Raw genomic sequence first — 25957 nt, forward strand, 5'->3', positions numbered from 1 at the left:
ATCTTACACGCTCCAGGGCAGGCGGATGGTGGCGCTCGCGGTGGCCGCGATGCCTTCCTCGCGGCCGGTGAAGCCGAGCCGCTCGCTGGTCGTCGCCTTCACCGCGACGCGCGAGATGTCGACACCGGAAATCTCGGCGATGCGCGCGCGCATGGTGTCGCGCAGCGGGCCGATCTTCGGCCGCTCGCAGATCATCGTCACCTCGAGATTGGCGACGCGGCCGCCGCGCTGGGTGACGCGCTCGATGGCGTATTTCAGGAACTGGTCGGAGGAGGCCCCCTTCCACTTCGCATCGCTCGGCGGGAAGTGCGAGCCGATGTCGCCGTCGGCCAGCGCGCCGAGGATGGCATCCACCAGCGCATGCAGGCCGACATCGCCGTCGGAATGGGCCAGGAAACCTTTGCTGTGGGGCACGCGCACGCCGCAGATCATGACGTGGTCGCCTTCGCCGAAGGCGTGCACGTCGTAGCCCGTGCCGGTCCTGATGTCGCCGAGCTGGGCAGCCAGGCGCGCTTCCTCGCGCACGAAGTCTTCGGGAGTGGTCAGCTTCATGTTGGCAACATCGCCTTCAAAGGTTGCAACCGTCAATCCCGCCCATTCGGCAATCGCGGCATCATCGGTGAAATCGCAGCGTCCGTCCTTCGCCGCGCGACGATGCGCCTCGAGGATGACATCGAATCGAAAGGATTGCGGCGTCTGCGCGATCCGCAGGCGGGCCCGGTCCGGCGTGTCCTCGACATTGCCGCTCTCGCCGGTGAGCTTGATGGTGTCGGTGACGGGAACGACGGGGATCGCGGCGCCGGTGCGGCTGGCCGCATCGATCGCGCGCGAGATCACGCCTTCCGAGACGAAGGGGCGCGCGGCGTCGTGGATCAGGACGATGTCGGGCTTGTGCCTTGCCAGCGCTTCGAGACCGGCAAGCACCGAGGCCTGGCGCGTGGCGCCGCCATTGGCCGGCGGCTCGTGCTTCAATCCTGCGACCGCTACCGTGAACATGGCGCTGTCGTCGGGGTTGACCACCGGCTGCACGGCAAACACATCGGGGTGGCGGCTGAAGGCCTCCATGGCGCGATAGATCACGGGCTGGCCGCCGATCTCGCGATATTGCTTCGGCCCGCCGGCGCCTGCGCGCAGGCCGCGACCTGCCGCGACAAGAACGACTGCGGTGCGCTGTGATTTCGCCATAGGACTCAAATACTCAGTTGCTAATGAAAGAGTCGGGAGTGGGTGATTGCCGGCATGCCTCTAGCACGGCAGGCCCGCAAAAAAAGGGGGTTTCCCCGGATTGTGGGAAACAGCATTTTGCTGCACTGCACTTGAAAGATTTGCAGAACTGTCTAAACTGTAGGCATGACGCTTGACTGCACAAGAATTGTGCGCAAGATAGGTCATGGCAGGTGCGATGAGGCCCTGCGAGTGAATGAGACCACTGTGACCGGCCCGGCAGGATCAGGCTCCAAGCCCTTGAAAATAGGCGATATTGAGGTCGCCACCCCGGTCTTCCTGGCACCGATGTCGGGAGTGACTGACTCGCCCGTCCGGCGGTTGGTCGCCGAGCTTGGGGCAGGTCTGGTGGTATCCGAAATGACCGCCAGCGATGAGCTCGCCAACGGCCACCGGATGTCCCGGTTGCGCTGCGAAGCGACCGGAATCGGCCCGCATGTGGTGCAGCTCGCCGGATGCGAGGCGCACTGGATGGCCGAAGGCGCCCGGATCGCCGAGGCCGAGGGCGCCGATATCATCGACATCAACATGGGCTGTCCGGCCCGCCACGTCACCGGCGGCCAGTCCGGCTCGGCCCTGATGCGCGATCTCGACCATGCCGTCAGCCTGATCGATGCGACGATCGCGGCGGTGAAGGTGCCGGTGACGCTGAAGATGCGGCTCGGCTGGGACGACCGCAGCCGCAATGCGCCGGAACTGGCGCGGCGCGCGGAAGCCGCCGGCATCAAGCTCGTCACCGTGCATGGCCGCACCCGCTGCCAGTTCTACAAGGGCGAGGCCGATTGGGATGCGATCCGTGCTGTGCGCGAGGCGATCTCGATTCCGCTCATCGTCAATGGCGACATCACCTCCTACGAGAAGGCGCTCGCAGCGCTCGAATCCTCCGGCGCCGACGCCGTGATGATCGGCCGCGGCGCGCAGGGCCAGCCCTGGCTGCCCGGCCAGATCGGCCGTCGCCTGAAGGGCGGGGCGGCGGAAGCCGCGCCGTCACTCGCGACGCAACTCCATTATGTCCGCACGCTTTATGAAGGCGTGTGCGCGCTCTACGGCCTGCGCGTCGGCCTCAAGCATGCCCGCAAGCATCTCGGCTGGGCGCTCGACGTCGCGGCCGAAGCGAGCCGCGCGCCTGCTGCGAAGCTGAAATCCTGGCGCCAGACGATTCTGACGTCCGAGGATCCGCGCCTCGTTCACCAGTCACTGCAAGATGCCTTCGACGACTTCGCATGGAGCGCTGCTGCATGAGCTCAGCCGCTGAACATCGTCGGCCGCTTCCGTCCGACAGCGATGCGATCCTGGACGCGCTTCCCAATCCCGTGCTCATGATCGGGCCGGACGGCAAGATCGTCGCCGCCAACATCGCCACCGAAGCTTTCTTCGAGATCTCGACGCAGTTCCTGAAGCGGCAGTCGCTGAAAGAGCTGGTGCCGTTCGGCAGCCCCTTGCTGGCGCTGATCGACCAGGTGCGCTCGTCGAACTCGCCGGTGAACGAATACAAGGTCGATCTCGGCACGCCCCGCATGGGCGGCGACCGCCAGGTCGATCTGCACGTCGCCCCGCTCACGGAGCGGCCCGGCCATATCGTGGTGATGCTGCAGGAGCGCACCATCGCCGACAAGATGGACCGCCAGCTCACCCATCGCAGCGCCGCGCGCTCGGTGATAGCGCTAGCAGCAATGCTCGCGCATGAGATCAAGAATCCGCTCTCCGGCATCCGCGGCGCGGCGCAGCTGCTGGAGCAGCAGGCCTCCTCCGAGGACCGCATGCTGACGCGGCTGATTTGCGACGAGGCCGACCGCATCGTGACGCTGGTCGACCGCATGGAGGTGTTCGGCGACGAGCGCCCCGTGGTGCGCGGCCCGGTCAACATCCATTCGGTGCTCGATCACGTGAAGCGGCTGGCGCAGTCGGGTTTTGCCCGCAACATCCGCTTCATCGAGGACTACGATCCCTCGCTGCCGCCGGTGCTGGCGAACCAGGACCAGTTGATCCAGGTGTTCCTCAATCTCGTGAAGAACGCCGCCGAAGCCCTGATCGACGTGCCCGACGCCGAGATCCAGCTCACCACCGCGTTCCGCCCCGGCGTGCGCCTGTCAGTCCCCGGTCAAAAATCCCGGGTATCGTTGCCGCTCGAATTCTGCGTGAGGGACAACGGGCCAGGCGTGCCGGACGATCTTCTGCCCAACCTGTTCGATCCCTTCGTGACCACCAAGCAGACCGGCTCGGGTCTGGGCCTTGCGCTTGTCGCAAAGATCGTCGGCGATCACGGGGGCATCATCGAATGCGAATCTCAGCCGCGCAAAACCACCTTCCGCGTGCTGATGCCGATGTATTCCACATCGGTCAAACATGCCGATCACAGCAGTCGCGACGGCTCTGCCGGGAAGTCGTCGTCTGCATCACAGGGGGCAAAATGAGGATTAACAATGCCCGCAGGTAGCATTCTCGTTGCAGATGACGACACCGCCATCCGCACGGTACTCAACCAGGCTCTGTCCCGCGCCGGCTATGAGGTCAGGCTCACCGGCAATGCCGCAACGCTGTGGCGCTGGGTCAGCCAGGGCGAGGGCGATCTCGTCATCACCGACGTGGTGATGCCGGACGAAAACGCCTTCGACCTGCTGCCGCGGATCAAGAAGATGCGGCCGAATTTGCCCGTCATCGTCATGAGCGCGCAAAACACCTTCATGACGGCGATCCGCGCCTCCGAGCGCGGGGCGTACGAATATCTGCCAAAGCCCTTCGACCTGAAGGAGCTGATCGCCATCGTCGGCCGTGCGCTCGCCGAGCCGAAGGAGCGAACCTCGACGCCGGACGAGGACGCCGAGATGGAGGCGATCCCGCTGGTCGGCCGCTCGCCGGCGATGCAGGAAATCTACCGCGTGCTGGCGCGCCTGATGCAGACCGACCTCACCGTGATGATCACGGGCGAGTCCGGCACCGGCAAGGAGCTGGTGGCGCGCGCGCTGCACGATTACGGCAAGCGCCGCAACGGCCCGTTCGTCGCCGTCAACATGGCGGCGATCCCGCGCGACCTGATCGAGTCCGAGCTGTTCGGCCATGAGCGCGGCGCCTTCACCGGCGCCAACACCCGCGCCTCCGGCCGGTTCGAGCAGGCCGAGGGCGGCACGCTGTTCCTGGACGAGATCGGCGACATGCCGATGGAGGCGCAGACCCGCCTGCTGCGCGTGCTCCAGCAGGGCGAATACACCACCGTCGGCGGCCGCACCCCGATCAAGACCGACGTGCGGATCGTTGCGGCGTCCAACAAGGACCTGCGCGTCCTGATCCAGCAGGGCCTGTTCCGCGAAGATTTGTTCTTCCGCCTTAACGTCGTGCCGCTGCGGCTGCCCCCCTTGCGCGAGCGCATCGAAGACCTGCCGGACCTCGTGCGGCACTTCTTCACGCTGGCCGAGAAGGACGGCCTGCCGCCGAAGAAGCTCGACACGCTGGCGCTGGAGCGGATGAAGCAGCACCGCTGGCCCGGCAACGTGCGCGAGCTCGAAAATCTCGCCCGGCGCCTCGCCGCGCTCTATCCGCAGGACGTGATCACGGGCTCCGTCATCGACGGCGAGCTGGCGCCGCCCACGGTCAGCCCCGGTGCCGCGGTCCAGCAGGGCGTCGACAATCTCGGCGGCGCGGTGGAGGCGTATCTGTCCTCGCACTTCCAGGGCTTCCCGAACGGCGTGCCGCCGCCGGGCCTCTATCACCGTATCCTCAAGGAGATCGAGGTGCCGCTGCTCACGGCCGCGCTCGCCGCCACCCGCGGCAACCAGATCCGCGCCGCGGACCTGCTCGGCCTCAACCGCAACACGCTGCGGAAGAAGATCCGGGATCTCGATATCCAGGTCTATCGGAGCGGGGGCTAGTTTTCCGGGACGGTGGCTCAGCTCCCCCTACCACAGCGGAGCTGAGCCTGTCCGAATCGCGCTGGCCTTGATGGCTGACGCGGTGAGCAGAAGTCCGAATTGGACCGAATTGTTCCGCCGGAACATTCAAATTGGTCATTCGACCGCTGGACGCGGCGTCGCACCTATCTGACCAGGCGGCCTGAAGTCGGCAGCATGGCGACGTCAGCCGGTGCCTGCATGGCGGGGCCGTTGACCAGCAGGTCGGAAGCGACGATCAGCAGCAGAACGGCCGCGACCATTATCGCGAGAAAGAACCTGTCCATCCCAGTCAAGCCGGACTGGGCGGATTCCGTTCCCGCTGGCCCGGCATGCCCTGTGGACGCGCCGGTCCGTCGCGGCGGGGACGCCGCGGAATTGTCGCAATTCGGCAACAATGTGGTAGGAATACATCAGTATCCGCCGCCACCGCGGACCCCGTTTTCAGCACCCATTGCCGGAATGACCAGCGCAGACACCTCGGCCGCATCCTTTGACACGGCCCCAGCTGAAGAGCCCCGACGCTGGTCGCCGCGACGCTGGCTGGCGCCCTTTGCCGTGGCGCTGGCACTGCTGTCGGGCCTGCTGACCTTCCTGGTCCTGACCGGTCTCACGAGGATCGATCCGACGCCGGAGGTGGTCCGCACGTTCTACCTGATCAATGCGGGCACGATCCTGCTGCTGGTCGGGATCATCGTCCGCGAGCTCTGGCAGCTCATCCTGGCGCGCCGGCGGGGCAGGGCGGCGGCGCGTCTCCATGTCCAGATCGTCAGCCTGTTCTCGATCGTGGCGGTGCTTCCGGCCGTGCTGGTTTCCGTCGTCGCCAACGTCACCCTCGAGCGCGGCCTCGACCGGTTGTTCTCCGGGCCGACCAAGGAGGTCATCCAGAACTCGCTGAACATCGCGCGGGCCTATATGCAGGACCATGCGCAGCTGATCCGCGGCGACATTCTCGGCATGGCCAACGATATCGCGCACGCCCGGCCGCTCTACGACCAGGATCGGCGGTCGTTTCGCGAGATGCTGACGGCCAGTGCCAGCTCCCGCAATCTGCCGGGCGCGATGATCATCGACAAGAACACCAACATCCTGGAATCCGCCGACACCGGCATGCGGCTGGCCTATTCGCCGCCGGCGCCGGACTTCCTCAGCAACGTCAACGAGTCCGAGCCCGAGATCGCGGTGCTGCCGGATGCGAGCTTCGTCGCGGCGGTGATCCGCTTGCGCGCCTTCAGCGACACCTTCCTCTATGTCGCGCGGCCGCTCGACCCGAATGTGGTCAACCAGCTCAAGCAGACCGAGGTCAGCGTCGCCGAATATGCCCAGATCGAGTCGCGGCGGCTCGGCATCCAGGTCGCCTTCGCGCTGATGTTTGCGGTGATCGCGCTGACCATCCTGATGGCCTCGGTGCTGATCGGGCTGAACTTCGCCAACTCGCTGGTATCGCCGATCCGGCGGCTGATGAATGCGGCCCACACCGTCTCGACCGGCGACCTTCACGTGAAGGTGCCGGTGCACCAGTCGGAGGGCGATCTCGCCCAGCTCGGCGAGACCTTCAACAAGATGACGCAGGAATTGCGCAGCCAGCGCGACGAGCTCGTCAACGCCAGCGACCTCATCGACAGCCGCCGCCGCTTCATCGAGGCGGTGCTGTCCTCGGCGAGCGCCGGCATCATCGGCGTCGATAATTCGGGCAGCGTCGGCATCCTCAACCGCTCCGCCGAGAAGCTGATCGGGCACTCCGAAGCGGAGACGCTCGGCCATGCGCTCTCCGACGTACTGCCGGAGCTCGACGAGATGATGAAGACGGCGCGGGAAGGCACCCAGCGCCTGGTGCAGGGCCAGATCACGATCACGCGCGACGGACAGGAGCGCAACCTCTCGGTCCGCGTCAGCGCCGAGAAGAACCAGCCGCACGACAGCTACATCATCACGCTCGACGACATCACCGAGCTGGTGTCGGCACAGCGCACCTCGGCCTGGGGCGACGTGGCGCGCCGCATCGCCCATGAGATCAAGAACCCGCTGACGCCGATCCAGCTCTCGGCCGAGCGCATTCGTCGCAAGTTCGGCAAGGACATCACCGAGGCCAAGGACAAGCAGATCTTCGAGCAGTGCACCGACACCATCGTGCGTCAGGTCGACGACATCAGGCGCATGGTCGACGAATTCTCGCGCTTTGCGCGGATGCCGAAACCGGTGATGGAGGGCGAGGACGTCGCCGACACCGTGCGGCAGGCGGTGTTCCTGATGAAGGTCGCCCATCCCGAGCTCGATATCGAGGCCGAGTTCAGGGAAGATCCGCTGCGCGCCCAGTTCGACCGGCGGCTGATCTCGCAGGCGGTCACCAACATCGTCAAGAATGCCACCGAGGCGATCGAGCAGGTGCCGCCGGAAGAGCTCGGCAAGGGCCGCATCGACGTCGTGGTGTCGCGCGAGGGCGAGGACGTGCTGATCGACGTCATCGACAATGGCATCGGTCTGCCCAAGGTGGCGCGCTCGCGGCTGCTCGAGCCGTATGTGACGACGCGGGCCAAGGGCACCGGCCTTGGCCTTGCGATCGTCGGCCGCGTGCTTGAAGACCATGGCGGGCGCATCGAGTTGAAGGACGCCTCCGACTTCCGTGCGGGCCAGCGCGGTGCCTGGATGCGGATGCGCTTTGCGATCTCCGGCGCGCCCGCGAAGGCCGAGGGGACCGAGCAGGCGCCGGCCGCCAGGAACACGACCGCGGAAACGATCAAGGAAGCGGAAATCGCCAAGGAATCCATCAAGGACACGGAAACAAAAGGGCCGGTTGCCGAAACCAAAGAGCCGGCTGAAATGACCAATGATTCAACGAAGATCGAAGCCTCAACAGGCAGCTGACAAGACAGGCGCGACCCATGGCAAGTGAAATTCTGATTGTCGATGATGAGGCCGATATTCGGGATCTCGTTGCGGGCATCCTCGAGGACGAGGGGTTCGTCACCCGGACCGCACGCGACAGCGACTCGGCGTTGGCCGAAATCGCCAACCGCAGGCCGCATCTGGTGTTCCTCGACATCTGGCTCCAGGGCTCCAAGCTCGACGGCTTGCAACTCCTGGAGCAGGTCAAGAAGGACAATGCCGATCTGCCGGTCGTGATGATCTCCGGCCACGGCAACATCGAGACCGCGGTCGCCGCGATCAAGCGCGGCGCCTACGACTTCATCGAGAAGCCGTTCAAGGCGGACCGGCTGATCCTGGTCGCCACCAGGGCGCTGGAGAACTCGCGGCTCAAGCGCGAGGTCAAGGAGCTGAAGCAGCTCGCGCCGAGCGCAAGCTCGCTGGTCGGCCGCTCGCCCAGCATGAACCAGCTGCGCCAGACCATCGAGCGCGCGGCCAAGGCCAACAGCCGCATCCTGATCGTCGGCCCCGCCGGCGCCGGCAAGGAGCTGACTGCGCGCACGCTGCACACCGCCTCGGGCCGCGCCGACGGTCCCTTCGTCGTCATCAACGCCGCCGCAATCACGCCCGAGCGGATGGAGCACGAGCTGTTCGGCGTCGAGCAGTCCAATGGCGAGCAGCCGCGCAAGCCCGGTGCGCTCGAGGAAGCGCATGGCGGCACGCTGTTCATCGACGAGATCGCGGACATGCCGCGCGAGACCCAGAACAAGATCTTGCGCGTGCTGGTCGAGCAGTCGTTCCAGCGCGTCGCCGGCACCGCCAAGGTGCAGGTCGACGTGCGCATCATCTCCTCGACGGCGCGCAACCTGGAAGAGGAGATCGCGGCCGGCCATTTCCGCGAGGACCTCTATCATCGCCTCTCGGTGGTGCCGATCCGCGTGCCCGCACTCTCGGAGCGGCGCGAGGATATTCCGGAACTGATCGACTACTTCATGGAGCAGATCTCGGCGGGCAGCGGCCTGCCCAAGCGGCAGATCGGGCAGGACGCGATGGCGGTGCTGCAATCGCATGTCTGGCCCGGCAACGTGCGCCAGCTTCGCAACAACGTTGAGAGAGTCATGATTCTGGCCGCAGGCGGACCGGAAGTGATCATCACCGCCGACATGTTGCCGCAGGACGTGGGCTCCATGGTGCCGGCGATGCCGACCAGCAACAATGGTGAGCACATCATGGGCCTGCCGCTGCGCGAAGCGCGCGAAGTGTTCGAGCGCGACTATTTGATTGCACAGATCAGCCGTTTTTCAGGAAATATTTCTCGTACGGCCGAGTTCGTTGGCATGGAACGCTCGGCGCTGCATCGGAAGCTGAAGGCGCTCGGCGTCGGCTGACGCCGAGACGTTGCGTTTGCGCCTCGGGGATAAGCGAGGAAAATCATCGATTTCCGTAGTTTTTCGGGGCAATACGGCGTGGCCTGCCGCGTGAAGCGGCTTGCCTAATAACCCGACCTGTCCTCTAATCGAACCGCTGTTCCTCCGAGGGGGATCTCATGAGGAACGGCAACCGGACGAGGCCCCGAATTTCACCAAGAGGGCCGCAACCGGCGCAATAAAAAGAAACTCAAAGCGAGAAAAAAACAATGGCGGCAGACCGCGCACAAAACCTACAGGACACCTTCCTTAATCACGTTCGCAAAACCAAGACGCCACTGACGATCTTTCTGGTCAACGGAGTGAAGCTCCAGGGCATCGTGACCTGGTTCGACAATTTCTGTTTGCTGCTTCGGCGCGATGGACATTCGCAGCTTGTCTACAAGCATGCGATCTCGACCATCATGCCGGGCGCTCCGATCCAGCTGTTCGAAGGCGGCGAGGATCAGCCGGCTTGAGAGTGATCTGATTGGAACCCCGGAATTTCGACGGGGATGCCGACCGTCCGCGGTCGGCTGGGGCTAAGCAAACGGGGCGGGTGCTTGTCGTCGGCCCCTACTTGCGTGTGCGCGCGGGCGGTGCCGACGCGCAATCGGAAAGTCATGTCGTGCGAGACGCCGAGGCCCGGCTCGACGAAGCCGCCGGCCTCGCGCGCGCGATCGATCTCGTCATCGCCGACGCCATCATCGCGCCGATCAGCCAGATCCGTCCCGCCACCTATATCGGCAAGGGCAAGGTCGAGGAGATCGCCGCGCTGGCCAAGAGCCTCGACGTCGAACTCGTGGTGATGGATTGCGCGCTGGCGCCGATCCAGCAGCGCAACCTCGAGAAGGAGCTGCACGCCAAGGTGCTCGACCGCACCGGCCTGATCCTCGAAATCTTCGGCCGCCGCGCCAAGACCAAGGAGGGCTCGCTCCAGGTCGAGCTTGCGCATCTCAACTATCAGCGTTCTCGCCTCGTGCGATCCTGGACCCATCTGGAACGCCAGCGCGGCGGTTTCGGCTTCATGGGCGGTCCCGGCGAGACGCAGATCGAGGCCGACCGCCGCCTGATCCAGGAGCGCATCTCCAAGCTCGAGAGCGAGCTGAAGAAGGTGCAGGCGACGCGGCGCCTGCATCGCGCCGGACGGCAGCGCGTGCCGTATCGCGTCGTCGCTTTGGTCGGCTACACCAATGCCGGCAAGTCGACGCTGTTCAACCGCCTGACGCGCGCCGACGTGCAGGCGGCCGACATGCTGTTTGCCACGCTCGATCCGACCCTGCGCGCGCTCACTTTGCCGCATGGCGGCAAGGCGATGCTGTCCGACACCGTCGGCTTCATCTCCAATCTGCCGACGCAGCTCGTCGCGGCCTTCCGCGCCACGCTGGAGGAGGTGCTGGAGGCCGACGTCATCCTGCATGTCCGCGACATCTCGCATGAGGACGCCGAGGCGCAGCAGAGCGACGTCGACGCCGTGCTGCGCCAGCTCGGCATCAACCCCGACGATTCCGGCCGCATCATCGAGGTCTGGAACAAGATCGATCGTTACGACGCCGAGCAGCGTGAAGAGCTTTTGAACATCGCCGCGCGCAGGCCGGAGGATCATCCGGCGATGCTGGTCTCGGCCGTGTCAGGCGAGGGGGTCGACGCACTGCTCGCCGCGATCGAGGAACGGCTTGCGGCCAAACGCACGACGCTCGATCTCTCCATCGACGCCGCCGACGGCGCCGGCATCAGCTGGCTGCATCGCAATTCCGAGGTGCTGACGAAAGAGCTGCACGACGGCCGTTTCGACATGACGGTGCGCGTGGACGAGACCAAGCGCGATATCGTGGTGAACCGGTTCGACGCGGTGCCGCATCACGCGGCGTAATCAGTTGGACAGGTCGAGGCGCATGAACTGGTTGTGTGGGCTCGCCTGATAGTCGGCGAACGGCTCGCAGGGTACGAAGCCGACACTGCGGTAGAGCGAGATCGCGGGGGCGTGCAGCGGCGCAGTGCCGGTCTCCAGGCTGAGACGCGCATATCCTCGCTTGCGGCCTTCGACAATGATGTGGTCCAGAATGGCTCGCCCGACCCCGGTCCGCCGCGCGGTGGACGCGGCGCGCATCGACTTCACTTCGCCATGCGTGTCATCGAGTTGCTTGAGGGCGCCGAAGCCGGCCAACGCACCATTGTGCCAGGCGGTCCAGAACGTCACGGATGCGGCCGAAAGACCGCTCGCGTCCAGCGCCTGCGCGTGCTCGCCCATGACGCTGCGGAGCTCTTCCAGATGATGCGCCAGCAAGTCGGCGACATATGGCGCCGTCGGATCGTCTTGCCTGATGTCCACGTCGTCCCCTTGTGTCAGGTGGCGGTCTTGGCCGCATTCCACAGCGCGTCCATCTCCGCCAGCGATGCCTGCTCCAGCGTCCGTCCCTGCGCCTCCAGCGTCCGCTCGATGAACGCAAACCGCCGCTCGAATTTGGCGTTCGTCGCGCGGAGCGCGGCTTCCGGATCGGCATCGACATGGCGCGCGAGGTTGACGAGTGCGAACATCAGGTCGCCGGTCTCTTCCGCAAGCTCCTCCTTGTCGTTGCGGTCGAGAGCCGCTTCAATCTCGTCGGCTTCCTCGCGGATTTTTGCCAGCACCGCGCGCGGGTCGTTCCAGTCGAAGCCGACGGTCGAGGCCTTGCGCTGCAGCTCCATGGCGCGGGTCAGCGCCGGCTGGCCGGCCTTCACGCCCGTGAGCAGGGACTTGTGCGACGGTGTTGCTTCCGGCGGCCGGCGCGCAGCCCGCTCGGCTTTCTCCTCCGCCTTGATGCGGTCCCAGACTTCCTTGACGTGGGAGGAGGCGAGATTGCCGTCGTTGTCGGCGAAGACATGGGGATGACGCCGGATCATCTTGCGGGTGATGGCCTCGACGACGTCGCCGAAGGCGAACGCGTTCCTTTCCTCCGCCATCTGGGCGTGGAACACGACCTGGAGCAGGAGGTCGCCGAGCTCTTCGCGCAAATCATCGAGATCGCCGCGGCTGATGGCCTCGACCACCTCATAGGCCTCCTCGATCGTGTAGGGCGCGATGGTCGCAAAATCCTGCTCGAGGTCCCAGGGGCAGCCGGTCACCGGCGTGCGCAGCGCCGCCATGATCTCGATCAGGCGTGAAATGTCGCGGGAAGGGGTCATTGCGGGCACCGGGATGTTCGAGCCTTGGCTTTATGCCAAAAGCATCGCGTCGATCCCAGTGTTACGCGGGACAACCGTGTTGATTTCCACCGATTGCCCTGGGCTCTATTCGGCGACCGTTCTCGGACTCGTGACCGATGGGTCTTGTACGGTCCAGGGGCCTATCGGCTTGAGCGCCTTGAGCGTGCCAGACCACCATTCCCGGTGCGTGAGCTTTTCGTCGGAAACCTTCAGGCGAGGCAGCAGGCGCCGCATCCAGGCCTTGTAGACCATGTCGCTGAGAAACGCCGCAATGACCACGGCGACGATGGAGCTAATCGTGGTGAACCATTCAACGCCGACAGCCACGGCAATCGCGACGGTAAGATAGACTCTGTTGTAGAGTTTGATCTGCTGCCGCAACCGCTGATAGTCCTGCTCAGAGGCAATGACGTAACCAGCACCACCCGCAGCCCACGGGAAGAACAGCCGGGTTTCGCCCGGCATGATCTTGAAATAGCCTCTGCCCACGCCAGACCCCGCCGACATAACCAGTTGTAGCCAAGCCGCATACTATCATTGCGGGTGCATCGGCGCAACCGGCCGAATCCGCCGATCCGAGCATCCGCCGGGATGGGCACATTGATGCAATGGATGTGCTAAACTAGTTAAGGCCCATGACCCACCCCTCTCAATCCGACACCGCGCTGGTGCTGTTCTCCGGCGGCCAGGATTCCACCACCTGCCTCGCCTGGGCGCTGAGCCGCTTCGCCCGCGTGGAGACGCTGGGGTTCGAGTACGGCCAGCGCCACGCCATCGAGCTCGCCTGCCGCGACCGCCTGCTCGACGGCATCAAGGGCCTTCGCACGGATTGGGCCGCAAAGCTCGGCGAGAGCCACACGCTGTCGATCCCGACCTTGGCCGCGATCTCGGATACGGCGCTGACCCGCGACGTCGAGATCGCGATGGGCGCCGACGGCCTGCCCAACACGTTCGTGCCCGGCCGCAATCTGGTGTTCCTGACGTTCGCCGCGGCGCTGGCCTACCGGCGCGGCATCACCCATATCGTCGGCGGCATGTGCGAGACCGATTATTCCGGCTATCCCGACTGCCGCGACGACACCATCCGCGCCATGCAGGCCGCGCTCTCGCTCGGCATGGCGAGGCCCTTCGAGCTGCATACGCCGCTGATGTGGATCGACAAGGCCGCGACCTGGCAGCTCGCGCACGACCTCGGCGGCGACAGCCTCGTCGATCTCATCCGCGAGCAGTCGCACACCTGCTATCTCGGCGAACGCGGCGCGCAGCATGAGTGGGGATACGGGTGCGGCGAGTGCCCGGCGTGCAACCTGCGGGCGAAGGGGTGGCGGGAGTATGTGGCGGGACGCTGACGCTACACGGTCAGTGTCATGGCCCGCGCAGGCGGGCGATCCAGTATTCCAGAGACCGTGCTTGAGCCGAGAGGCCGCGGCGTACTGGATTCCCCGCCTTCGCGGGGAATGACAGTGTAGGGCTTAGCACGAGCGTGCCAATTACCGAGCTAGCCAAAATCCTCCGGCTTCAGCTCAATCGGCTTGCCGTGCGGCGTCCTGTCGGCGGCGTGGTCCCAGGCGTCGCGGTAGCGGTGCAGCGTTTCCAACGACGCGACGCCCTTGCGCGCAACCAGCCCCTCCAGCGTGGCGAGCCAGTGCAGGTAGTAGGTCTCGCCCGTATCGGGATCGCCAGCGGCCTGCGCGCGCTTGATCTCGGAGGCCAAGGCTGCGGCCCATTCGGGCCAGGTGAAGACGCCGCGCTCGTGCAGGCTCAAGGCCATCGCGAACGCATGGGCCTCCCAGGGCGCGCGGAACACCGGGCCGTCGTCATCGCGCGGAATGCTCGGGATCGCCGCGGTCGCGGCGGCAGCAAGCGTGCTGCTCATCACGCCGGGTCCAGATACGGCTCGAACGCGTCGATCGAGACCTTCGAGGTCGGGTCGCCGTCCGCGCCCCAGAGATCGCTGCCCTCGAACACGACCGTGTAGAGCCATTGCGGATTTTCGCCGAGCTCCATCGCCGCCGAGTCCGGAAACACGTGGCAGCCATGGTTCAGCTCGACCACGCCGACATGGCCGCGGACATAGCGCGGCAGCCGCGTGTGCGTCGCCGGATGGATGTTCTTCGCCCGCACGCGATCGCCGATGTTGAATTTCGCTGGCGCCGGAGCAGGGCGGGCGAACTTGCCGCGCACCATCACGCGCTCGACGTTGGCGAGATCGAACTTGCCATGCTTGAGCGCCTTCGCAGGCTGCATCGCGTGGCCGGCGGCGACCTCCTCGCGGGTGAGGTAGCCCTTCTCGATCAGCATCTCCTCAAGCCCGAGAAACCATTTCTTGTAGTAGGAGCTTGACAGGTACACATCCGGCGGCAGCGTCTCGCGATAGAAGCGCGAGGTGTCGATGTTGAAGGCGCCGGCCGCGCCCATCGCGCGCACCATGGCGAGGACACGCGATTCCCAATCCGCATGAAACATTGGCTCGTTGGGTTCGGGCTCGACCTTGCCGAACCCGTCCATGCCACCCATGTCGTGCACGCCGTTCACGACGGCGCTCCGGGCGTCTTGGGAAAGCCGGTGCCGATCATGGAGTCGCGCGTGACGAGCTCGGCGAGCTGCTCCTCGCTCCAGCCCTCCGTGCCCTCGGGCCGCATCGGCAGCACCAGAAAGCGCGTCTCGGCGGTGGAATCCCAAACGCGAACTTCGATATCCCTGGGCAGCGCGACGCCGAAATCGGCGAGCACGCCGCGTGGGTCCTTCACGGCGCGCGAGCGGTAGGGCGCGGCCTTGTACCAGACCGGCGGCAGCCCCAGCATTTCCCAGGGGTAGCAGGAGCACAGCGTGCACACGACCATGTTGTGCCGCTGCGGCGTGTTCTCGACCACGACGAGATGGTCGCCGACGCGGCTGACATGGCCGAGCGTGCCGATCGCCTTGCTGCCGTCCTCGAGCAGCGCCTGCCTGAAGGCCGGATCGGTCCAGGCCTTGGCGACGACGCGCGCGCCGTTGTGCGGACCGATCCTGGTCTCGTAGGCCTGGATGATGGCATCGAGCGCGGCCGGCTCGACATAGCCTTTTTCGGTCAGGATCGTCTCGAGCGCGCGCACGCGCAGCTCGGTCTCGGACAGCTCGGAATGGTCGTGATCGTGGTCGTGATGATGCTCGCTCATGAGGCGAAGATAGTCCCAGAATCCGGGCCTTGTCGAGGCGAAGACTCTGCTAACATCGCGCCATGGGCTTGGCTGCACGAACCGGAATAACCGCCGCAATCGCGGCTCTTGTCGCACTCGCGGCGCAGGATGCGCGCGCCGCGAATGGCGCCTATGCGGTGGATGCCGCCGACATCTCGGAGGTCGGCTCCTGCAAGGTCGAAAGCTGGATGTCGACTGCTTCCAACACGGATTTCTCCGCGGTCGCCAATCCCTCCTGTGTCATCGATCCGTTCAGGCCGATCGAGCTGAGCATGCAGACCATCCGGGCCCGCAGCGATGGCGACTGGAGCACCACGGTGGCTCCGAAAGCCAAGACGAATTTCATCCCGACCGGCGTCGGCCGGTGGGGCTTGTCGGCCTATGGCGGGGGATCATTCGATGCCGCGACCGGCGAGGCGCTATCCGCCTTTGCGGTCATCCCCGCAACCTTCCGTCTGTCCGAAACCATGCGCATCAACGTCAACGGCGGCTGGCTCTGGGATCGCACCGTGGATCGCCACTACCTGACCTACGGCATCGGCTTCGACTGGAAGTTTACCGACACCTTGCAATGGACGATCGAGGCCTTTGGCCAGGCCGGCGCATCCGAGATCGCAAGCGTCGTGCAGCCGCGCTTCCAGACCGGCGTCCGCTACCGGCCGAACGAGATCTTCTCCGTCGACGTGATCTACGGCCGCAACATCACCGGCGAAAACGCCAACTGGATCACCATCGGCACCACCATCCGGTTTCCGGTCCGCGGCGGCGAGCCGGAGCATCGGCGCACCGGGCATTTGTGACACAAGGGAAAAACAAGCAGCGGGCGGCAGAACCCGCGTCAAGCCATTGATCGCGCCGCGGACAGTCCGTATACGCCGCGCAGGGACAAAAGCGGCCCGGCCAACGGGCGGCACGACGCAACGACAATCGAGGGGGAGGACCCATGGCCGCTAGCTCGCAGGCGCCTGAGGCGAAAGGGTTTCGCTGGAAGCTGGTCGCACCGCTCGTGGTGTGGCTGGCGATCTATCTGTGGCCGGTGCCCGCAGGCCTCAACGTCAATCAGTGGCACTATTTTGCCGTGTTCGCGGCCGTCATCACCGGGCTCATCCTGGAATCGATGCCGGTCGGTGCGGTCGGCCTGATCGGGCTCACGGTCGCCGGCGTCGGTGGCTATATCGATCCCGATCCGACCAAGTCGCTGCGCTGGATGCTGGCGGGCTTTGCCGAGAGCACGGTGTGGCTGATCGTCGGCGCCTTCGTGTTCTCGATCGGCTATCGCAAGAGCCAGCTGGGCCGGCGCATCGCGCTGGTGCTGGTGCAAAAGCTCGGCCGCAACACGCTTGGCCTCGGCTATGCGGTCGCGATGTCGGACTTTCTGCTCGCGCCGGCAACGCCCTCCAACACCGCGCGCAGCGGTGGCATCGTCTATCCCATCATCAGCAACATCCCGCGCATCTACGGCTCCGAGCCGGGACCGACCGCCGGCAGGATCGGCACCTATGTGATGTGGACCGCGTTCGCGGCGACCGCGGTCACCAGCTCACTGTTCTTCACCGCGCTCGCGCCCAATGCAGCGGCGCTGGCGATCGCCAAGAAGACCGTCGGCGTCGAGGTAAGCTGGGGCCAGTGGTTCATCGGCTTTGCGCCGCTCGGCATCCTCCTGATGATCCTCGTCCCGCTGCTGAGCTACGTGATCTGCCGGCCCGAAGTGAAGCGCAGCCCCGAGATCTCCGAATGGGCGGCAAAGGAGCTCGCGGAGATGGGCCCGATGTCGCGCAACGAGTGGATCATGCTGGCGCTGATCGTGCTCGCGATGTTCCTGTGGATCGCCGGCTCCAGCCCGGACATCCACGTGCCGCTGCTCGGCTCGAATTTCGTCAACGCCACCACCGTCGTCTTCATCGTGATCTCCTTGATGCTGGTCACGGGCGTGATCGAGTTTGCCGACATCGTCAGCGAGAAGAGCGCCTGGGAGGTGTTCTTCTATTTCACCTCGCTGCTGACGCTCGCCTCGGGCCTCAACGAGATCGGCTTCATCAAATGGTTCGCGAACGAATACGCAAAGCCGCTCGCCGGGCTGTCGCCGTCAACCGCGATGCTCCTGCTGGTCGCACTGTTCTTCTGGATCCACTATTTCTTCTCCAGCATCACCTCGCATGCCGCCGCGGTGTTGCCGGTGGTGCTCGCGGTCGGCTCGGGCATCGCCGACCTGCCGGTCACGACGCTCGCCATGCTCTGCATGTATTCGCTCGGCCTGATGGGGGTGATCTCGCCTTACGCCACGGGGCCGGCGCCGATGTATTTCGGCAGCGGCTATATCGGGAAGGGCCAGTTCTGGGGCTTTGGGTTGATCTTCGGGCTGCTCTATTTCGCCGGCCTCCTGCTGATCGTGCTGCCCTGGTTGCAGTTTGGCAAGTAACCGGGACGAAGGCCGATCGCCCCCGGCAGATGAATTTTCTTCGCCGGGGAGGGATTTGGAAAACTTCGTCCAACTCCCCGCAAATATCTGACATTGCAAGAAAGACCCGTTCGGGTGATGGTGCGTGCTGCGGTGCAGCGCGTTCCACACGGGCGCCCGGTCGCAGTTTCATCCCCCGTCGCGCGATGCGACCTGGTTCCCGTGCGCCCCCCGGGGCATGCGGGCAAGCGAACTATCGTACATGAAGGCCTCCGCCATGAACGCCCACCAATCGCTCGCGATCGGACAGAGGATCGAAACGCTCGATGCGATTTCACCTGCCGCGACCGAGCCGGACGCGATGGTCCGTTTCGAAGGCATTTCGAAGACCTATCCGGCCTATCGCGGCAAGCCCGGCGTCAACGCCCTGCAAGACATCGACTTCACGATCCCGCGCGGCTCCATCACCGGCGTGATCGGCCGCTCCGGCGCCGGCAAGTCGAGCCTGGTCCGGCTGATCAACGGGCTGGAGAAGCCGACCACGGGACGCGTGATCGTCGATAACAGGGATATCTCGGCGCTGGCGGGCCGCGAGTTGCGGCTGGCGCAGCGCTCGATCGGCATGATCTTCCAGCATTTCAACCTGCTGTCGTCGCGCACCGCGGCCGACAACATCGCGCTGCCGCTCGAGATCGCCGGCTGGGCCAAGTCCGACATCAAGGCCCGCGTCGCCGAGCTGCTCGCTCTCGTCGGCATCGCCGACAAGCACGACCGCTATCCGTCGGAGCTGTCCGGCGGCCAGAAGCAGCGCGTCGGCATTGCGCGGGCGCTGGCGACGCGGCCGAGCGTGCTGCTGTCGGACGAGGCGACGTCCGCGCTCGATCCGCAGACCACGCGCGCGATCCTCGACCTGCTCGCCAACATCAACCGTGAGCTCGGGGTGACCATCGTGCTGATCACCCACGAGATGTCCGTGGTGCGCCAGCTCGCCAGGGAGGTCGTGGTGCTCGACGCCGGCCACGTCGTCGAGAGCGGCCAGGTCGCCGACATCTTCACCCATCCCAAACATCCGATCACGCAGTCCTTCCTGGCCGAGGTGATCGGCGACAGCCTGCCGGTGTCGCTGGCGAGCCGGATCATGCCGGCCCCGGCTGCCGGCGGGCAGGCCGTGATCCGCGTCCAGGTGCGCGGGGCAGGGGCCGGCGACACGCTGGTCGCACGGCTCGCGCGCGAACTCGGCCTCGACGTTGCGCTGCTCGCGGCGCGGATCGACGAGATCGGCGGCCAGCATGTGGGCTCGCTCACCCTCGGTATCCCCCTCGGCATGTCCAGCAGCGAAGACGCGGTGACGCGGACGCTCGCCTGGCTCTCTCAATATCAATTCCCGGCGGAGCGTCTCGGCTATGTCGCCTGAACTCATCAACCTGATCATCCAGGCCACCTTCGAAAGCCTGTACATGGTCGGCATCGCGGCGCTGCTCGGCACCGCCTTCGGCCTGCCGCTCGGCGTGTTCCTGGCGACCAGCCGGAAAGGGGAGCTGTTCGCGGCCCCCGTCGTCAATCGGCTGCTCGGCATCGTCGTCAACGCGACGCGCTCCACGCCCTTCATCATCCTGGTCGTGGCCATCATCCCGTTCACGCGGCTCGTGGCCGGTACATCGATCGGCTCGACCGCAGCAATCGTGCCGCTGACCATCGCGTCGACGCCGTTCATCGCGCGTCTCGTCGAGGCTGCGATCCGCGAGGTCGATGGCGGCCTGATCGAGACCGCGTCCTCGTTCGGGGCCTCGCCGATGCAGATCGTGCTCAAGGTGCTGATCCCCGAGGCATTGCCCGGCCTGTTGCTGGCGCTGACGCTCGCGGTGGTGAGCCTGCTCGGCTACTCCGCCATGGTCGGCGCCGTCGGCGGCGGGGGCTTGGGGGATCTCGGCATCCGCTACGGCTACCAGCGCTTCATGCCGGAGATGATGCTGGCGGTCGTCGTCGTGCTGATCGCACTGGTCCAGCTCGTCCAGAGTGCCGGCGACTATCTGGCCCGCCGGGTCAACCGCCGGCTGCGGCACCGCTGACATAAGCTTCTACACATCGGAGACTTCAATGCGCTTTCTGGCAACCCTTGCGGCTGCAGCCTTGCTCGCGACCTCGGCCGAGGCCGAAACCATCCGCGTCGGCGTGACCGCCGGTCCCCATGCCGAGATCATGGACGTCGTGAAGAAGGTCGGCGCCGAGCGCGGCCTCGACATCAAGGTGGTCGAGTTCACCGACTACGTGATCCCGAACCAGGCGCTGGCGCTCAAGGACCTCGAGGCCAACTCGTTCCAGCACGAGCCTTACCTGAAGAACCAGATCGCCAAGACCGGCTGGAAGATCGTCAAGGTCGCCAACACGATCGGCTCGCCGCAGGGCGTCTATTCGCAGAAATACAAGAAGCTCGCAGACCTTCCCGAAGGCGCCCGCGTTGCCATCGCCAACGATCCTTCCAACGGCGCGCGCGGCCTGATGATCCTGGCGCTGCACGGCGTGATCAAGCTGAAGGACCCCAACAACGTCGCCTCGACCATTGCCGACATCACCGACAACCCGAAGAAGCTGCGCTTCGTCGAGCTCGACGCCGCCCAGCTTCCCCGCGCGCTCCAGGACGTCGACGTCGTCTCGATCAACAACAATTACGCGGTGCAGGCCGGCCTCAATCCAGCGACCGACGCGATCGCGCGCGAAAACCCCGATGGCCCCTGGGTCAACATTCTCGCCGTCCGCGAAGAGGACAAGGACAAGCCGTGGGTGAAGCAGTTGGTCGAGGCCTATCACTCCGATCCCGTGAAGGCGTTTCTGGAGACGCGCTTCAAGGGCACCTATCTGCCGACCTGGTAAGGGCTCGGCCTGCATGGTTCGAGACGCCCGCCTAGCCGGGCTCCTCACCATGAGGGTTTGATATCTCGCCGCGAAATGCGACCTCATCCTGAGGGCCCGCCGGAGGCGGGCGTCTCGAAGGATGGCCGCAAGCGACGTGCTCGCCACGGATCTCATCATAGAGTAGAAGACGAGGGCGTCAGGCCGCAAGCCTGGCGCGCCGCAAGGTCTCCGAGGGCAGCTCGGAGAAGTGGCGCTTGTAGTCGAGCGAGAACTGGCTGAAGTGCCAGAAGCCGTGCTGCACGGCGACGTCGTAGACTGAAGCCTCCGCGCATCCGGCGCGTTTCAGGTCGCGTCGCACGCGGTTCAGCCGCATCGCGCGCCAATAGTGCATCGGGCTCGTGCCCACGACTTCCTGGAAGCAATAGCCGAGCTTGCGCGGGCTCGCGCCGACTGCCTTGCAGATCTCCAGCAGCGACAGCGAGCGATCGCCGCTGCCGTGCATCAGTTCGCGCGCGCGATCGACCGTGCGCTTGCGCGCCGTGGCGCTACGTCCGGGGTCGCTGGGCTGTGCCGTTGGCAGCATGTCCATGATCTCGACGAGGAGGGCGTCCTCCAGCGCTTGCCGGGCGTCGGGATCATCGAACCGTTCGGGAAAGGTCGCGATGGTCTCGTGGATCGCGGCAAGATGCGCGCGCAGCCGCGCGACGGGCGCCTCCGCCATCTCGATGACCTGTAACTGGTGCCAGACGCTGCGTGGCAGCGCGATGTCGAGCCGGGCGGCAAGCTCCTCGATCAGGGCCGCGCTGGCGACGACGCCGCGCAGCTCGAACGCCTTCGGCGTGCACATGTCGACCTCGGCATCGATGCAGGCAATCACCTGGGCACCCGCAACGCTGGCGCCGTTGCAATTGACTTCGCCATCGCCGTGCCAGGGCAGGCCGATGCCAAAGCTGCCGGCGCCCAACTGGCCGTACTGGCGGACCTGTTGACTGGTGATCTCGCGGAACACTTCGAGCCGGGTCAGGGAGAGCTGCGTAAAGCTGCCCCGGAAGGCGCCGGCGCTGATCTGGTCGTAGCTCAGCCGCCAGCGGCCGAGCGTGGCGCAGTGCTCATCGACATCCGTGCTGCTGGCCTGAAACAGGCTGGTAGCCGAGTCCTGAATCGGAAGAATTGCGCTTAAGGCCATGACCGCACGTCGGAATTTGCCAGCTCGAAACCGCAAGAGCTGCGCCAAGACTGGCACGCCTCGCGCCCGAGTCCAGCAAAATATTGCCGGATCTCGATAACGCCCGATGCGGCCTTCCGTGCAGTCTTCTCCCTTACCGTTCCGACATCGCAGTCGGGATCGCCTTGCGGAGGATCGAAATGCGACCGACCGAGATCATGCGCGGCAGCCCGCCCGCGCCCGAGGCCCAGGTGACGCGCGCCAACTGGCGCAGCTTTCCCGCGATCCGCTGGGGTTTCACCCACACCCGCGAGGTGCTGCCGACCGCGGAGGTCCGCCGCTCGGCGCATTCGACGCCGATACGAAGCGCACCTCGCGAGCTGTCAAAGCTCGGCTTCACCGCGCCCGATGGCAAGCCGACCACGATCGAGGCCACGCTGCGCGAGACCTTTGGCGACGCGCTCCTCGTCATGCACCGGGGCACGCTGATCCACGAATGGTACGGCGACGGCATGAGCGCGACCACGCCGCATCTGATCTGCTCGATCAGCAAGTCGATCGCGGGCACGCTCGGCGGCGTGCTGGCCGCGCGCGGGCTGCTCGATCCGGAGGCGAGGGTGGTGCGCTACGTGCCGGAGCTCGAGGGCTCGGTCTATGGCGGCTGCACCGTCCGCAACGTGCTCGACATGGCCGTCGCCATCAAGTTCGAGGAGGATTACGAGGACCCCGCCGGCGACGTCACGCGCTATCGCTTCTCCTCGGGCTGGGACGTGCCGTCGCCCGGCGTCGAGCCCGGCCACCAGCGCGCCTATCTCACCACCCTGCGCGGCACCGGCAAGCCGCACGGCAAGGTGTTCCACTACGTCTCGACCAACACCGAGGTGCTCGGCTGGGTCTATGAGCGCGCCTGCGGCATGCCTTATCCGCGCATCCTCTCCGAATATCTCTGGCAGCCAATGGGCGCCGAGGAGGATGGCTCCATGACACTCGACAGCCACGGCATGGGCCGCATCGCCGGTGGGCTCTCGGTCACCGCGCGCGACCTGCTGCGCTTCGGCGAGATGATACGCTGCCGCGGCGTGGTCGAGGGACGGCAGGTGGTGCCGGGCTGGTGGATCGACGACATCCACGAGAACGGCGATCACCAGGCCTGGACCGACGGCGACCTTGCCGACATCTTCCCTGGCGCCCGCTACCGCAGCAAATGGTACACGATCGATCCCTCGCGGAACGATCTTGCGGGCATCGGAATCCACGGCCAGTGGCTCTATATCGATGCGGCAACCGACACCGTCATCGTCAAGCTCGCGACCCAGCCGAAGGCGATGGACGTGCCGCTCGATCATCGCTGGCTCGCCGCCTTCCGCGCCATCACCGCGCATCTTGCCCCGCGCTGATATCAGGACATCACGATGCTCGATACCGTCAAAGCCAAATCACAGACCGTTGCGCCACATGCGCTCGATCCGCTGACGGCTGAAGAGATCACCGCGGCCTGCACGCTCGTGCGTGCGGCGGCCGCCTCGCCGGAGCACTGCCGCTTCCCGACGGTGCGGCTGGAAGAGCCGACCAAACAGGAGCTGGCCGCAGGCGGGGTAGGGCGTCGCGCCTTCGCGCTGACGCTGGACGTGACCACGGGCGAGGCGATCGAGCACATCGTCGATCTCGGCCGCAACGAGATCATTGCGCGCAAGGTCATTCCGAACCGTGAGGCGCCCTATGGGCAGCCGCCGGTGATGCTGGAAGAGTTCTTCAAGTGCGAGGCCGTGGTGAAAGCCGATCCCGGCTGGCGTGCGGCGATGCTTCGGCGCGGGCTGACCGACAAGGACATCGAGCTGGTCCAGGTCGACCCGTTCTCCTCTGGCTTCTTCGACATGGAATTCGAGCGTGGCGCCCGCATCGTGCGGGCCGTCAGCTTCTTCCGCGAGCACTTTCAGGACAATGGCTATGCGCACCCGATCGAGGGCGTGGTGGCAGTGGTCGACCTGATCGGCGGCAAGGTCATCGATCTCACCGACGCGGATCCGATCGTGCCGATCCCGCGCAAGAAGCGGAACTATGGTGCGCATGAAGTCACCAACCCGCGTACCGACATCAAGCCGCTGCATATCGAGCAGCCCGAGGGCGCGAGCTTCAAGGTCGACGGCTGGAAGGTCGATTGGCAGAAATGGAGTTTTAGCGTCGGCTTCACGCCGCGTGAGGGACTGGTGCTGCATCAGCTCGCCTACCAGGATGGGATGCGGAAGCGGTCGCTGATCCATCGCGCCAGCGTCACCGAGATGGTGGTGCCCTATGCCGATCCGACCGCCAACCATTTCTGGAAGTCGGCCTTCGATGCCGGCGAATACGGGCTCGGCATGCTCGCCAACGCGCTTGAGCTCGGCTGCGACTGCCTCGGCAACATTCACTATTTCGACCTGCCGGCCGCCGACAACAGGGGCGAGCCCTTCGTCATGCAGAACGCCATCTGCATGCATGAAGAAGACTACGGAATTGCCTGGAAACACTACGAATTCCGCAACGGCCTGTTCGAGGTTCGGCGCTCGCGGCGGCTCGTGATCTCATTCTTCGCCACCGTCGGCAATTACGACTACGGCTTCTACTGGTATCTCTACCAGGATGGCACGATCCAGCTCGAGACGAAGCTCACCGGCATCATCCAGACCGCCGCCGTGCCATCAGGCGAGACGTACAAATGGGGCGGCATGGTCGACGACAATCTTGGCGGGCCGACGCATCAGCACTTCTTCAACGTGCGCCTGCACATGGATCTCGACGGCGGCGGCAACACCGTCACCGAGCACGATTTCGTGCCGCGTCCCTGGGGCCACGACAATCCGCACGGCAACGCCTTCGACACCACCACGCGCGTGCTGTCGCGTGAACGCAACGCTGCGGCCATCGCCAATGGCGAGACCGGCCGGTTCTGGAAGATCAGCAATCCTAACGAGACCAATTCGGTCGGCAACGCACCGGCCTACAAGCTCGTGGTCAATCCGAGCCCGCTGATGCTGGCGCAGGAGGGCAGTTATGTGCGCAAGCGCGGCGGCTTTGCCACCAAGCACGTCTGGGTCACCGCGTTCGACAAGGATGAGAAATACGCCAGCGGCGACTATCCCAACGTCCATGCCGGCGGCGACGGCCTGCCGCGCTATGCCGCGCAGAACCGCAACATCGAGAACACGGATATCGTGGTGTGGCACTCGTTCGGCCACACCCATATCTGCAAGCCCGAGGACTTTCCGATCATGCCGGTCGAATATGCCGGCTTCATGCTGAAGCCGACCGGTTTCTTTTCGGCCAATGCCGCCGGCGACATTCCGCCTGATCGTAACAGCCGCAGCGTGCTCGCCGGTGAGGAGAAGGGCGGCGGCAGCTCATGCTGCCACAAAAGCTAGACCGTCGGCGGGTAGTAGAGAAACTCGATCATCAGGCAGCCGTCGCGGGTGAAGAACGGTCCATGCTCGACATGGGCCGGCCTCACGGCATAGGTGCCAGCCTCCAGTCGCCGCGATTCCTGCGGCTCGGTGCCGATCGAAAGCGTGCCCGAAATCAGAAAGACCTCCTCGCACCAATCGTGCGAGACCGGATGGTCCACCGACGCGCCGGCCGCCCAGCGTGACAGGCGCGTCACCGCGCCCGCATGGCTAGCGTGATCGAAGCGGCCAGACAGGATCTTTTCCTCAACCCCGACATAGCCAGGGACGGCCCGCCATCCATCCTCGGCCAGCGCGTTGAAAAACTCCTTGTGGTCCTTCATGAACCCACCGAAGCCGGGCTCCGCCATGAAAATCATC

General features: G+C 65.4%; 25 protein-coding genes. 15 read left to right on the forward strand and 10 right to left on the reverse strand.

Annotated elements, in window-relative coordinates:
* Window positions 1–3 precede the first annotated feature (3 nt).
* The gene (locus E4K65_RS08470; RefSeq protein WP_135173722.1) at window positions 4–1185 is read right to left on the reverse strand and encodes a bifunctional 2-C-methyl-D-erythritol 4-phosphate cytidylyltransferase/2-C-methyl-D-erythritol 2,4-cyclodiphosphate synthase; all 1182 of its coding nucleotides are present in this window, start codon (window positions 1183–1185) and stop codon (window positions 4–6) included.
* Window positions 1186–1464: 279 nt separating this feature from the next.
* On the opposite strand from E4K65_RS08470, the gene dusB reads away from it, so the two are divergent.
* Genes dusB through ntrC form a run of 3 tightly spaced genes read left to right on the forward strand, consistent with a single transcriptional unit; the run spans window position 1465 to window position 5090 of the window.
* A complete protein-coding gene (dusB, locus tag E4K65_RS08475) occupies window positions 1465–2466 on the forward strand; it encodes a tRNA dihydrouridine synthase DusB (protein WP_027542765.1) in 1002 nt (333 codons plus the stop codon).
* Window positions 2463–3638 (forward strand): two-component system sensor histidine kinase NtrB, encoded by a 1176-nt coding sequence (locus E4K65_RS08480; protein WP_092184226.1) that lies wholly within the window; start codon window positions 2463–2465, stop codon window positions 3636–3638. The genes dusB and E4K65_RS08480 overlap by 4 nt, the downstream gene beginning before the upstream one ends.
* Before the next feature lie 9 nt (window positions 3639–3647).
* Window positions 3648–5090 (forward strand): nitrogen regulation protein NR(I), encoded by a 1443-nt coding sequence (gene ntrC, locus E4K65_RS08485; protein WP_027542767.1) that lies wholly within the window; start codon window positions 3648–3650, stop codon window positions 5088–5090.
* 164 nt (window positions 5091–5254) lie between these two features.
* On the opposite strand, the gene E4K65_RS47075 is transcribed toward ntrC, so the two are convergent.
* Complete coding sequence (locus tag E4K65_RS47075; protein WP_167770549.1) at window positions 5255–5395, reverse strand: hypothetical protein; 141 nt, start codon at window positions 5393–5395, stop codon at window positions 5255–5257.
* Between the two features lie 175 nt (window positions 5396–5570).
* Here E4K65_RS47075 and E4K65_RS08490 point away from each other — a divergent pair, with 175 nt between their 5' ends.
* The 4 genes from E4K65_RS08490 to hflX all read left to right on the forward strand — a co-directional run bounded on the left by E4K65_RS08490 (window position 5571) and on the right by hflX (window position 11252).
* Window positions 5571–7973, forward strand: coding sequence for a sensor histidine kinase NtrY-like (locus E4K65_RS08490; protein WP_135173724.1), 2403 nt, complete (start codon window positions 5571–5573; stop codon window positions 7971–7973).
* A 17-nt stretch (window positions 7974–7990) separates the two neighbouring features.
* The gene (gene ntrX / locus E4K65_RS08495) at window positions 7991–9361 is read left to right on the forward strand and encodes a nitrogen assimilation response regulator NtrX (RefSeq protein WP_027542769.1); all 1371 of its coding nucleotides are present in this window, start codon (window positions 7991–7993) and stop codon (window positions 9359–9361) included.
* Window positions 9362–9609: 248 nt separating this feature from the next.
* A complete protein-coding gene (hfq, locus tag E4K65_RS08500) occupies window positions 9610–9858 on the forward strand; it encodes an RNA chaperone Hfq (RefSeq protein ID WP_007591126.1) in 249 nt (82 codons plus the stop codon).
* A gap of 11 nt (window positions 9859–9869) precedes the next feature.
* Entirely contained in the window at window positions 9870–11252 is a 1383-nt protein-coding gene (gene hflX, locus E4K65_RS08505) for a GTPase HflX (protein WP_167770627.1), read from the forward strand.
* On the opposite strand, the gene E4K65_RS08510 is transcribed toward hflX, so the two are convergent.
* The 3 genes from E4K65_RS08510 to E4K65_RS08520 form a co-directional block, all read right to left on the reverse strand.
* Window positions 11253–11711 (reverse strand): GNAT family N-acetyltransferase, encoded by a 459-nt coding sequence (locus E4K65_RS08510; RefSeq protein WP_135173725.1) that lies wholly within the window; start codon window positions 11709–11711, stop codon window positions 11253–11255.
* 14 nt (window positions 11712–11725) lie between these two features.
* Window positions 11726–12544, reverse strand: a complete 819-nt coding sequence (gene mazG, locus E4K65_RS08515; protein ID WP_135173726.1) for a nucleoside triphosphate pyrophosphohydrolase — start codon at window positions 12542–12544, stop codon at window positions 11726–11728.
* A gap of 105 nt (window positions 12545–12649) precedes the next feature.
* Window positions 12650–13054: a hypothetical protein gene (locus E4K65_RS08520; protein ID WP_135173727.1), complete on the reverse strand. Its 405-nt coding sequence runs from the start codon at window positions 13052–13054 to the stop codon at window positions 12650–12652.
* A 146-nt stretch (window positions 13055–13200) separates the two neighbouring features.
* On the opposite strand from E4K65_RS08520, the gene queC reads away from it, so the two are divergent.
* The gene (queC, locus tag E4K65_RS08525) at window positions 13201–13914 is read left to right on the forward strand and encodes a 7-cyano-7-deazaguanine synthase QueC (protein ID WP_135173728.1); all 714 of its coding nucleotides are present in this window, start codon (window positions 13201–13203) and stop codon (window positions 13912–13914) included.
* A gap of 149 nt (window positions 13915–14063) precedes the next feature.
* Here the strand turns inward: queC and E4K65_RS08530 are convergent, their stop codons facing one another.
* The 3 genes from E4K65_RS08530 to nthA are packed head-to-tail and all read right to left on the reverse strand — an operon-like array spanning window position 14064 to window position 15723.
* The gene (locus E4K65_RS08530) at window positions 14064–14441 is read right to left on the reverse strand and encodes a nitrile hydratase accessory protein (RefSeq protein ID WP_167770628.1); all 378 of its coding nucleotides are present in this window, start codon (window positions 14439–14441) and stop codon (window positions 14064–14066) included.
* On the reverse strand, window positions 14441–15100 hold the full coding sequence (gene nthB, locus E4K65_RS08535) for a nitrile hydratase subunit beta (protein ID WP_135173730.1): 660 nt from the start codon (window positions 15098–15100) through the stop codon (window positions 14441–14443). Before nthB ends, E4K65_RS08530 begins: the two co-directional genes overlap by 1 nt.
* Window positions 15097–15723, reverse strand: coding sequence for a nitrile hydratase subunit alpha (gene nthA / locus E4K65_RS08540; protein ID WP_135173731.1), 627 nt, complete (start codon window positions 15721–15723; stop codon window positions 15097–15099). The genes nthB and nthA overlap by 4 nt, the downstream gene beginning before the upstream one ends.
* Window positions 15724–15785: 62 nt before the next feature.
* On the opposite strand from nthA, the gene E4K65_RS08545 reads away from it, so the two are divergent.
* The 5 genes from E4K65_RS08545 (at window position 15786) to E4K65_RS08565 (ending at window position 21013) form a co-directional block, all read left to right on the forward strand.
* Window positions 15786–16544: a hypothetical protein gene (locus E4K65_RS08545; RefSeq protein ID WP_135173732.1), complete on the forward strand. Its 759-nt coding sequence runs from the start codon at window positions 15786–15788 to the stop codon at window positions 16542–16544.
* Window positions 16545–16687: 143 nt separating this feature from the next.
* Complete coding sequence (locus E4K65_RS08550) at window positions 16688–18163, forward strand: DASS family sodium-coupled anion symporter (protein WP_135173733.1); 1476 nt, start codon at window positions 16688–16690, stop codon at window positions 18161–18163.
* A 241-nt stretch (window positions 18164–18404) separates the two neighbouring features.
* The gene (locus E4K65_RS08555) at window positions 18405–19556 is read left to right on the forward strand and encodes a methionine ABC transporter ATP-binding protein (RefSeq protein WP_209312046.1); all 1152 of its coding nucleotides are present in this window, start codon (window positions 18405–18407) and stop codon (window positions 19554–19556) included.
* Window positions 19546–20211 (forward strand): methionine ABC transporter permease, encoded by a 666-nt coding sequence (locus E4K65_RS08560; protein WP_135173734.1) that lies wholly within the window; start codon window positions 19546–19548, stop codon window positions 20209–20211. Before E4K65_RS08555 ends, E4K65_RS08560 begins: the two co-directional genes overlap by 11 nt.
* Window positions 20212–20239: 28 nt before the next feature.
* Window positions 20240–21013, forward strand: coding sequence for a MetQ/NlpA family ABC transporter substrate-binding protein (locus E4K65_RS08565; RefSeq protein WP_135173735.1), 774 nt, complete (start codon window positions 20240–20242; stop codon window positions 21011–21013).
* Window positions 21014–21191: 178 nt separating this feature from the next.
* Here E4K65_RS08565 and E4K65_RS08570 read toward each other — a convergent pair whose 3' ends face one another.
* Complete coding sequence (locus E4K65_RS08570; RefSeq protein WP_135173736.1) at window positions 21192–22181, reverse strand: helix-turn-helix domain-containing protein; 990 nt, start codon at window positions 22179–22181, stop codon at window positions 21192–21194.
* A 179-nt stretch (window positions 22182–22360) separates the two neighbouring features.
* Here E4K65_RS08570 and E4K65_RS08575 point away from each other — a divergent pair, with 179 nt between their 5' ends.
* Window positions 22361–23557: a serine hydrolase domain-containing protein gene (locus E4K65_RS08575; RefSeq protein ID WP_135173737.1), complete on the forward strand. Its 1197-nt coding sequence runs from the start codon at window positions 22361–22363 to the stop codon at window positions 23555–23557.
* Between the two features lie 15 nt (window positions 23558–23572).
* The gene (locus tag E4K65_RS08580) at window positions 23573–25558 is read left to right on the forward strand and encodes a primary-amine oxidase (protein WP_135173738.1); all 1986 of its coding nucleotides are present in this window, start codon (window positions 23573–23575) and stop codon (window positions 25556–25558) included.
* Here E4K65_RS08580 and E4K65_RS08585 read toward each other — a convergent pair.
* Window positions 25555–25947 carry a cupin domain-containing protein gene (locus tag E4K65_RS08585; protein WP_167770630.1) on the reverse strand — a complete coding sequence of 131 codons (393 nt, stop codon included), beginning with the start codon at window positions 25945–25947 and terminating at the stop codon, window positions 25555–25557. The two genes, E4K65_RS08580 and E4K65_RS08585, sit on opposite strands and share 4 nt — an antisense overlap.
* Window positions 25948–25957 lie beyond the last annotated feature (10 nt).

This window comes from Bradyrhizobium niftali (assembly GCF_004571025.1).
GTDB classification, from domain to species: Bacteria; Pseudomonadota; Alphaproteobacteria; order Rhizobiales; family Xanthobacteraceae; genus Bradyrhizobium; species Bradyrhizobium niftali.

Bases quoted from the DNA above. Each gene is read 5' to 3' on its own strand.
- E4K65_RS08470 (WP_135173722.1), bottom strand. From the start codon at position 1,185: ATGGCGAAATCACAGCGCACCGCAGTCGTTCTTGTCGCGGCAGGTCGC.
- E4K65_RS08480 (WP_092184226.1), top strand. From the start codon at position 2,463: ATGAGCTCAGCCGCTGAACATCGTCGGCCGCTTCCGTCCGACAGCGAT.
- ntrC (WP_027542767.1), top strand. From the start codon at position 3,648: ATGCCCGCAGGTAGCATTCTCGTTGCAGATGACGACACCGCCATCCGC.
- E4K65_RS47075 (WP_167770549.1), bottom strand. From the start codon at position 5,395: ATGGACAGGTTCTTTCTCGCGATAATGGTCGCGGCCGTTCTGCTGCTG.
- E4K65_RS08490 (WP_135173724.1), top strand. From the start codon at position 5,571: ATGACCAGCGCAGACACCTCGGCCGCATCCTTTGACACGGCCCCAGCT.
- ntrX (WP_027542769.1), top strand. From the start codon at position 7,991: ATGGCAAGTGAAATTCTGATTGTCGATGATGAGGCCGATATTCGGGAT.
- hfq (WP_007591126.1), top strand. From the start codon at position 9,610: ATGGCGGCAGACCGCGCACAAAACCTACAGGACACCTTCCTTAATCAC.
- mazG (WP_135173726.1), bottom strand. From the start codon at position 12,544: ATGACCCCTTCCCGCGACATTTCACGCCTGATCGAGATCATGGCGGCG.
- queC (WP_135173728.1), top strand. From the start codon at position 13,201: ATGACCCACCCCTCTCAATCCGACACCGCGCTGGTGCTGTTCTCCGGC.
- E4K65_RS08530 (WP_167770628.1), bottom strand. From the start codon at position 14,441: ATGAGCAGCACGCTTGCTGCCGCCGCGACCGCGGCGATCCCGAGCATT.
- nthA (WP_135173731.1), bottom strand. From the start codon at position 15,723: ATGAGCGAGCATCATCACGACCACGATCACGACCATTCCGAGCTGTCC.
- E4K65_RS08545 (WP_135173732.1), top strand. From the start codon at position 15,786: ATGGGCTTGGCTGCACGAACCGGAATAACCGCCGCAATCGCGGCTCTT.
- E4K65_RS08550 (WP_135173733.1), top strand. From the start codon at position 16,688: ATGGCCGCTAGCTCGCAGGCGCCTGAGGCGAAAGGGTTTCGCTGGAAG.
- E4K65_RS08555 (WP_209312046.1), top strand. From the start codon at position 18,405: ATGAAGGCCTCCGCCATGAACGCCCACCAATCGCTCGCGATCGGACAG.
- E4K65_RS08560 (WP_135173734.1), top strand. From the start codon at position 19,546: ATGTCGCCTGAACTCATCAACCTGATCATCCAGGCCACCTTCGAAAGC.
- E4K65_RS08565 (WP_135173735.1), top strand. From the start codon at position 20,240: ATGCGCTTTCTGGCAACCCTTGCGGCTGCAGCCTTGCTCGCGACCTCG.
- E4K65_RS08570 (WP_135173736.1), bottom strand. From the start codon at position 22,181: ATGGCCTTAAGCGCAATTCTTCCGATTCAGGACTCGGCTACCAGCCTG.
- E4K65_RS08575 (WP_135173737.1), top strand. From the start codon at position 22,361: ATGCGACCGACCGAGATCATGCGCGGCAGCCCGCCCGCGCCCGAGGCC.
- E4K65_RS08580 (WP_135173738.1), top strand. From the start codon at position 23,573: ATGCTCGATACCGTCAAAGCCAAATCACAGACCGTTGCGCCACATGCG.
- E4K65_RS08585 (WP_167770630.1), bottom strand. From the start codon at position 25,947: ATGGCGGAGCCCGGCTTCGGTGGGTTCATGAAGGACCACAAGGAGTTT.